The sequence below is a fragment of the Carboxydothermus pertinax genome, from assembly GCF_001950255.1.
GTDB classification, from domain to species: domain Bacteria; phylum Bacillota; class Z-2901; order Carboxydothermales; family Carboxydothermaceae; genus Carboxydothermus; species Carboxydothermus pertinax.
Genome location: NZ_BDJK01000055.1, coordinates 358,041 through 364,191 on the forward strand (window position 1 = coordinate 358,041; position 6,151 = coordinate 364,191).

Consider the following 6,151-nt stretch of genomic DNA (forward strand, 5'->3'; position numbering starts at 1 on the left):
ACCTAGATAAATACATCTTTTTTACCGTTTAAAATATCAATAAGTGCTTCTTTGATCTTTTCAGAATTAGGTAAAGTTTTAACCATCTCCGTTAGAAAATTATTACCTTTAATAAATAATTCCGGGTGCTTATCTTTTATTTCAAAGAGATATTCCCCAAAGGAAAAAAGGGCGTTTGGAGTACAAAAATCTTTAATCTTGCCCCGATCTGCCAATCCCATAAACTTTTTCCCTGTCCTCTGACTTCGATAGCAAGCTGTACAAAAGCTCGGAAGAAAACCTTTTTCTAGTAGAACGTTTACAATTTCTTCTAAAGAACGATGGTCAGAGAGTAAAAACTGATGAGTAACTTCTTCTTTGTTATCCCGTCCGTATTCTCCCGGCCCAGTTCTAGAGGCAGCACTCATCTGTGAAACTCCAAGTTCTACCAGTTCATCCCGTAAATCTTGAGGTTCACGGGTAGACAAGATTATGCCAGTGTACGGAAGCATAATTCTTAAAAGCGCCACAATCTTTTTAAACTTATAGTCACTAATTTTAAATTCATTAGCAAATATTGCATTCACCGCTGGTTTTAAGCGGGGAACCGAAACTGTATGAGGTCCAATTCCATACTTTTTCTTTAGATAATCAGCATGGGCTATCACCCCAAGAAGTTCAAAAAGGGGATCCCCAAGACCAAATAAAGCCCCAATTCCTACATCATCAATCCCGGCTTCAAGGGCACGGTCAATGGCAGAAAGCCTCCAAATAAAATCTTTCTTGGGACCAGAAAGATGTACTTCCTGATAAATTTCCGAATTATAGCTTTCCTGAAATAATTGATAAGTTCCAATTTTTAAATTTTTCAATCGCCTAAAACCGTCCGTAGTTAAGGGAGCAATATTCACATTGATTCTTCTTATATCCACTTGCTCATAAATTGCCGGAATTATTTTTTCTAAATAAAGAAGGGTCTTATCTTCCGGTTCTTCTCCCATCACCAAGAGGATGCGGGTATGCCCCATATCCCGGATGACCTGAGCTTCCTTAACTGCCTGCTTAAGCTCAAGGCGAATACGGGTTATTTTATCATTTTGTTTACGGAAGCTACAATAACTGCAATTATTAATACAATAATTACTTAAATATAGGGGAGCAAATAATACAATCCTGCGACCATAAATTTTTTCTTTAACTTTTCGAGCATATCCAAATAAGGCTTGGTCCAATTCATCGTGGTCATTTAAAAAAACCAATCCTACATCGGTAAGGCTTAGTCGTTCACCCCATTGTAATTTTTGAAATAGCTCGTTAATTTTTAATTTTGTTAAATTTTTACTCATATAAGTTTCAGTATAAGCTTGCTGAACAGTTAAAAGAATATCATTAATATTCACCACTAACCCTTCTTTCTCACCTTTTAGCTTATTTAAAATTTATAATAACGTTTTTTTACTAAAAAAAAAAGAGCGCTCTTTTGCGCTCACCGGTCTTAATAACCTTTATAAACTAATTATCAGTAACTGAAAGAAGTTTCTTTTTAAAAGCCATAGTCTTGTGATTCTTGGTACTTTTTAAGGCAAAAAATAGCCCTGCAATACCAATTATACCGTTTACCACCACAATAATAATGGTAAGAACAGCTATTAAAGTAGCTATCATGGAAATCACCCTTTAGGTTAAATATTTTTCCAAAACTTTCTTTTGTCATAATTGTAAAAAAGTTTTGCACTTGTGTCAACTTTCACTTAATAAGTTTTTATCTTAAAAATTTTCTATCTTTTTTAAAAAAGAAAAAAAGGGGCAAATTACCCCTTTTAATAATTTTCTTTACTGGTTAACCCTTGCATGATTGCAACCCCAGAACTAGTCCCTAACCTTGAAGCTCCAGCTTCTATCATTTTCAGGGCATCAGCAAACGACCTAATTCCACCCGCTGCCTTGACCAAGGCTTTATCCCCAACGGTTTGTTTCATTAAGCGAACATCTTCAATAGTCGCCCCACCAGGACCAAAACCAGTCGATGTTTTTACAAAGTCAGCTCCCGCCTCAACCGCTAATTCACAGGCTTTAACTTTTTCTGCATCAGTTAAGTAACAGGTTTCTATAATGACCTTAACAATTACGTTAGAATTTTTTTCTTTAGATGCTTTAACTACTTCTTTAATATCCTTTAATACTTCTTCATACTTCTGCGCTTTTAAAGCACCAATATTAATTACCATATCTACTTCCTTGGCTCCCTTTTCCACCGCCCACGACGCCTCAAAAGATTTTACCGCTGTGCTGGTAGCTCCAAGGGGAAAGCCAATCACAGTGCAAACTTTAATTTCAGAGTCTTTTAATATTTGGGACGCAAACGGTACAAAAGCTGGATTAATGCAGACACTCTTAAAGTTAAACTGCTTAGCTTCTTGACATAATTTTTCAATATCGGCATAAGTTGCCGTTGCTTTTAAGAGAGTATGGTCAATCATTTGCGCAATTTCAGTAGGATTTACCATTAATTTTCCTCCTTCTCCAAGGTGAAATAATAAGGTAAAATTTGCTCTAAGGTAAATTCTTTTATGTCCCCTGCCAGATTTGCTAAGTAAATTGTTTTAATCTTAAATTCGGCCATAAACTGCCGGCAAGCTCCACAAGGTGAAATAGGTTTTGCTGTATCACCGATTACCAAAATCGCTTTTAACCTCTTTTCCCCTTCGCTTATGGCTTTAGTAATTGCCACCCTTTCGGCACAAATAGTTAAACCATAGGAAGCATTTTCAATATTTGCTCCTTGATAAATCTTCCCGGATTCACCTAAAACGGCAGCACCTACCTTAAAACCAGAATAAGGAGTATAAGCTTTTTCTCTAGCCTCAATAGCATTTTTTAGTAACAGCTCTTTTAGATTAGACATATCTCTCTACTCCTTTAGCTGTCACCACCGCTTTAATAAATGGAGCCTTTTGAGGTGGCCTACTATCTATTTTAAAAGCTGCAAACACAATTTTTTGTGCATCTTCCAATTTCTTTTTATCATTATAGTGAAGTTTTGCTAAAACTTCACCTTTCTTAACAACATCCCCAACTTTTTTCTTTAAAATTACTCCTACACTATGATCAATCTTTTCTTCCTTAGTTGCTCTACCAGCCCCTAAATACATGGCACCCAAGCCTATTTTTAAGGCATCTACTTTCGTAACAAAACCAGTTTCGTCTGCCAATAACTCATAAACTCTTGCTGCTTTTGGTAAAAGCGAAGGATTGTCGATTTGGTGCACATCTCCTCCTTGACTTTTTACAAATTCTTTTAACTTTGCATAAGCTTTCCCGCTCTCTAGAGCATCTTTTAAAAGATTCTTACCTGTCTCATAATCATCGGCTTTCCCCGCAAGATAAACCATATATCCCCCTAAAGTAAGGCATAACTCCGTTAAATCCTCGGGTCCTTCACCCTTTAAGGTAGCTATAGCTTCTTTAACTTCCAAGCTATTGCCTATAGCATAACCTAAAGGCTCACCCATTTCGGAAATAACAGCAACCGTATTTCTACCAACTCTTTCGCCTATTTTAACCATAGTCTCGGCAAGTTTAATGCTTCCTTCTAAATCTTTCATAAAAGCTCCACTACCGGTTTTTACATCTAAAACAATTGCCTCAGCGCCCCCCGCAATTTTTTTGGACATTATACTAGAAGCAATTAAAGGTAGACTATCCACTGTAGCAGTTACATCCCGCAATGCATACATTTTTCCGTCAGCAGGGGAAAGTTTTGCCGTTTGCCCTATAACAGCAATGCCAATATCATTTACTTGCTTTATAAATTGCTCTGGGGAAAGAGCAATATTAAATCCGGAAATCGATTCCAATTTATCCAATGTTCCCCCAGTATGACCTAGTCCCCGGCCGGACATCTTTGCTACCGGTACTCCTACCGAAGCAACAAGGGGTGCTAAAACCAAAGTTGTTTTGTCTCCAACCCCGCCAGTACTGTGTTTGTCCACCTTAATCCCTGAAATAGCTGATAAATCGACCTTATCCCCTGAATCAACCATTGCCAATGTTAAGTTTGCCACTTCTTCCTCATCCATCCCCCGAAAATAAACCGCCATTAAAAATGCAGCCATTTGGTAGTCAGGAATGTCACCCCGGGTATATCCATGGACAAAAAAATAAATTTCTTCTTTAGAAAGTTTTTCTCCATTACGTTTTTTTAAGATAATGTCATAGGCTCTCATTTTAAATCCCTACCTTTGTCCATATTTGTTTAAATAAAAGTCATGCATCGTTTGAATTTCTTCGGGTTCTAATAATACGGCACCACCTAAAATTTTTGCAAATAAAGCAATTTTGGCCCCTTTTTCAACTACCCGAACAGCTCTTAAGGCTTCCTCCATGTCCCTTCCTACTCCTACAACTCCGTGGTTAGCTAAGAGTACAGCAAATTTCTTGCCCAAAGCCAAAACCGCATTTTTTGCTAAAATTTCACTTCCGGGAGGAGCATATCTTGAAACTTCAACATCTCCTCCAACAATTTGAGCCAAATCTTCTACTAAAGCGGGTAAGGGTTTTCTGGTCACGGCAAAAGCTGAAGCATAAGGACTATGCGTATGTACAATCGCCTTTATATCATCTCTTGCCCGATAAATTTCCAGGTGTAGATGGTATTCCGAGGAAGGTTTTAGTTTTCCAGCCCTAATTTCACCGGCTAAACTTATTTCTACTAAATCTTCCGGTTGCATTGTATTATAATCAACACCACTGGGGGTGATGAGAAATGAATCTTTACTTATCCGCATGCTTAAATTTCCCCAAGGCGATACCACCAAACCTTCTAAGATTACTGCTTTAGCAGTAGCCAATAATACTTCCCTGCTCATGCTACTCCCCCCCGAAAAGTTTTTTAATATTTTCCCGATACGGGGGGCGAACAATTCCCCGGTCAGTAATAATTCCAGTAATGTATTTTGCCGGAGTTACGTCAAAAGCAGGGTTAAAAACTTTAACCTGAGGCGGGGCAATTAACCGGTCGCCAATTTTCCTAACTTCATCAGGATTTCTTTCTTCAATGGGAATATCATGCCCTGAAGTTAAATTCAAATCAATTGTAGAATAAGGAGCAGCAACATAAAAAGGTATCCCATGTTCTTTTGCTAAAATCGCTAAAGAATATGTACCAATTTTATTGGCAACATCACCGTTTGCTGTAACCCGGTCGGCTCCAACAACAACTAAATCAACCAGCCCAAGGCTCATCACATAACCGGCCATGTTATCACATATTAAAGTAACATCAATTCCCTCTTCTAATAGTTCAAAAGCTGTTAAACGGGCACCTTGCAACAAAGGACGGGTTTCATCGGCAAAAACCCTTTTAAGTTTACCAGCATCGTAGGCTGCTCGGACTACTCCAAGCGCTGTACCATACCCAGCAGTAGCCAAAGTCCCAGCATTACAGTGGGTTAAAATAGTAGCATTATCCGGTACAACATCTAAGCCATATTTGCCAATTCTTTTGTTTAGCTCAACATCCTCATTAAAAATAGCGTAAGCTTCTGCTAAAAGCCCAGTAAAAACATCCTCGGTTGTACCATTTTTTACCTTTTGAAATCTCATCCACATCCGCTCTAATGCCCAAAAAAGATTTACCGCCGTCGGCCGAGTACTTTTTAACGTTTCATATACTTTTCGTAAATATTGTTCAAACTCCCGTGCCCCGCCGGAATACTTTAGTGCTCCTAAGACCATACCGTAAGCAGCAGCAGCACCAATAGCAGGGGCACCTCTAACTTTCATTGTCTTAATTGCCTCGGCAACCTGTTCATAGGTTTCAAGTTTAACATAAGTAACTTCAAAGGGTAGCCGTGTTTGATCTAATAAATACAATGAATTATCTCTCCAGTACATTGTATCCATAATACCAGCGCTCCTTTCCTTTTGTTATTATATCATTTTTTTCAAAAGTTACAGCAATTATTTACCTTTTAAAAAGTTTCACAAACGCTTAATTTAGAACAGTTCCTATTTTTACGTTTGTACATCTAATTTAGGGCATTTTTGTAATTTACATTGAAGCGTCAATATAAGAATCGCCCCAAAATTGGTATAAAGCAAAAAGGGGATAGGCAAATTACCTATCCCCTTTAGATTTAACTCCGGCGGCGACCTACTCTCCCAGGACCTT

The 6,151-nt window shown here is 38.0% G+C and carries 7 protein-coding genes; all 7 read right to left on the bottom strand.

The genetic code is table 11. The annotated features are described in order from the left end of the window. Positions 1 to 2 precede the first annotated feature (2 nt). The 7 genes from hydG to mtnA all read right to left on the bottom strand — a co-directional run bounded on the left by hydG (position 3) and on the right by mtnA (position 5,883). On the bottom strand, positions 3 to 1,379 hold the full coding sequence (hydG, locus tag cpu_RS11815) for a [FeFe] hydrogenase H-cluster radical SAM maturase HydG (RefSeq protein WP_077177335.1): 1,377 nt from the start codon (positions 1,377 to 1,379) through the stop codon (positions 3 to 5). Between the two features lie 112 nt (positions 1,380 to 1,491). Next, positions 1,492 to 1,644: a hypothetical protein gene (locus cpu_RS13705; protein WP_159434012.1), complete on the bottom strand. Its 153-nt coding sequence runs from the start codon at positions 1,642 to 1,644 to the stop codon at positions 1,492 to 1,494. A gap of 155 nt (positions 1,645 to 1,799) precedes the next feature. Further along, positions 1,800 to 2,486, bottom strand: coding sequence for a deoxyribose-phosphate aldolase (gene deoC / locus cpu_RS11820; RefSeq protein WP_075860175.1), 687 nt, complete (start codon positions 2,484 to 2,486; stop codon positions 1,800 to 1,802). Further along, positions 2,486 to 2,884 carry a cytidine deaminase gene (locus cpu_RS11825; RefSeq protein WP_075860176.1) on the bottom strand — a complete coding sequence of 133 codons (399 nt, stop codon included), beginning with the start codon at positions 2,882 to 2,884 and terminating at the stop codon, positions 2,486 to 2,488. The genes deoC and cpu_RS11825 overlap by 1 nt, the downstream gene beginning before the upstream one ends. Then, a complete protein-coding gene (locus tag cpu_RS11830) occupies positions 2,877 to 4,205 on the bottom strand; it encodes a pyrimidine-nucleoside phosphorylase (protein WP_075860177.1) in 1,329 nt (442 codons plus the stop codon). Before cpu_RS11830 ends, cpu_RS11825 begins: the two co-directional genes overlap by 8 nt. A gap of 9 nt (positions 4,206 to 4,214) precedes the next feature. Then, positions 4,215 to 4,847, bottom strand: coding sequence for a class II aldolase/adducin family protein (locus cpu_RS11835; protein WP_075860178.1), 633 nt, complete (start codon positions 4,845 to 4,847; stop codon positions 4,215 to 4,217). 1 nt (position 4,848) lies between these two features. After that, positions 4,849 to 5,883, bottom strand: a complete 1,035-nt coding sequence (gene mtnA, locus cpu_RS11840; RefSeq protein ID WP_075860179.1) for an S-methyl-5-thioribose-1-phosphate isomerase — start codon at positions 5,881 to 5,883, stop codon at positions 4,849 to 4,851. Positions 5,884 to 6,151: the final 268 nt, after the last annotated feature.

Bases quoted from the DNA above. Each gene is read 5' to 3' on its own strand.
- deoC (WP_075860175.1), bottom strand. From the start codon at position 2,486: ATGGTAAATCCTACTGAAATTGCGCAAATGATTGACCATACTCTCTTA.
- mtnA (WP_075860179.1), bottom strand. From the start codon at position 5,883: ATGGATACAATGTACTGGAGAGATAATTCATTGTATTTATTAGATCAA.
- cpu_RS11825 (WP_075860176.1), bottom strand. From the start codon at position 2,884: ATGTCTAATCTAAAAGAGCTGTTACTAAAAAATGCTATTGAGGCTAGA.
- cpu_RS11830 (WP_075860177.1), bottom strand. From the start codon at position 4,205: ATGAGAGCCTATGACATTATCTTAAAAAAACGTAATGGAGAAAAACTT.
- cpu_RS13705 (WP_159434012.1), bottom strand. From the start codon at position 1,644: ATGATAGCTACTTTAATAGCTGTTCTTACCATTATTATTGTGGTGGTA.
- cpu_RS11835 (WP_075860178.1), bottom strand. From the start codon at position 4,847: ATGAGCAGGGAAGTATTATTGGCTACTGCTAAAGCAGTAATCTTAGAA.